The sequence below is a fragment of the Methylobacterium sp. CCH5-D2 genome, assembly GCF_001556475.1.
In the GTDB taxonomy this organism is placed as follows: domain Bacteria; phylum Pseudomonadota; class Alphaproteobacteria; order Rhizobiales; family Beijerinckiaceae; genus Methylobacterium; species Methylobacterium hispanicum.
Window position 1 is genome coordinate 1 of record NZ_LSIX01000007.1, and the last position, 363, is coordinate 363.

Sequence of the window (363 nt, forward strand, 5' to 3'; positions counted from 1 at the left end):
GCCGCCGAGCGAGACCCAGGCGGTGGCGTCCTGGCTCTCGCGCTTGACGAAGACGTAGCCGGTGCGGTGCCAGGGCAGGATCTGGCTGGTCTTGTTGTCGAGCACGAGGTCGCCGCGGTCGGTGATCAGGGTGAGCACGGCGTGGCCCTCGCCCTTCTCGTCGATCACCACCGTCATGCGCATGGCGCGCTTGGGCAGGCCGGCGGCGGCCAGCAGGTGGCGCTTGAGCAGCTGGAAGTCCTCGCAGTCGCCGATGCCGTCCTCGGCCAGGTCCCAGCGGTCGGGCGTGCCGAGATGGTCCTGGTCGGTCATCGCCTGCACGCTCTTGTTCACGCGCTTGTTGACCGCGACGATCGTCGACCA

At 69.1% G+C, this 363-nt stretch carries 1 protein-coding gene; it reads right to left on the minus strand.

Translation table 11 applies throughout. The features are described 5' to 3' along the window. The coding region (locus AX737_RS00160) for a transglutaminase-like cysteine peptidase (RefSeq protein WP_197430385.1) at positions 1 to 363 on the minus strand (363 nt) is incomplete at both ends.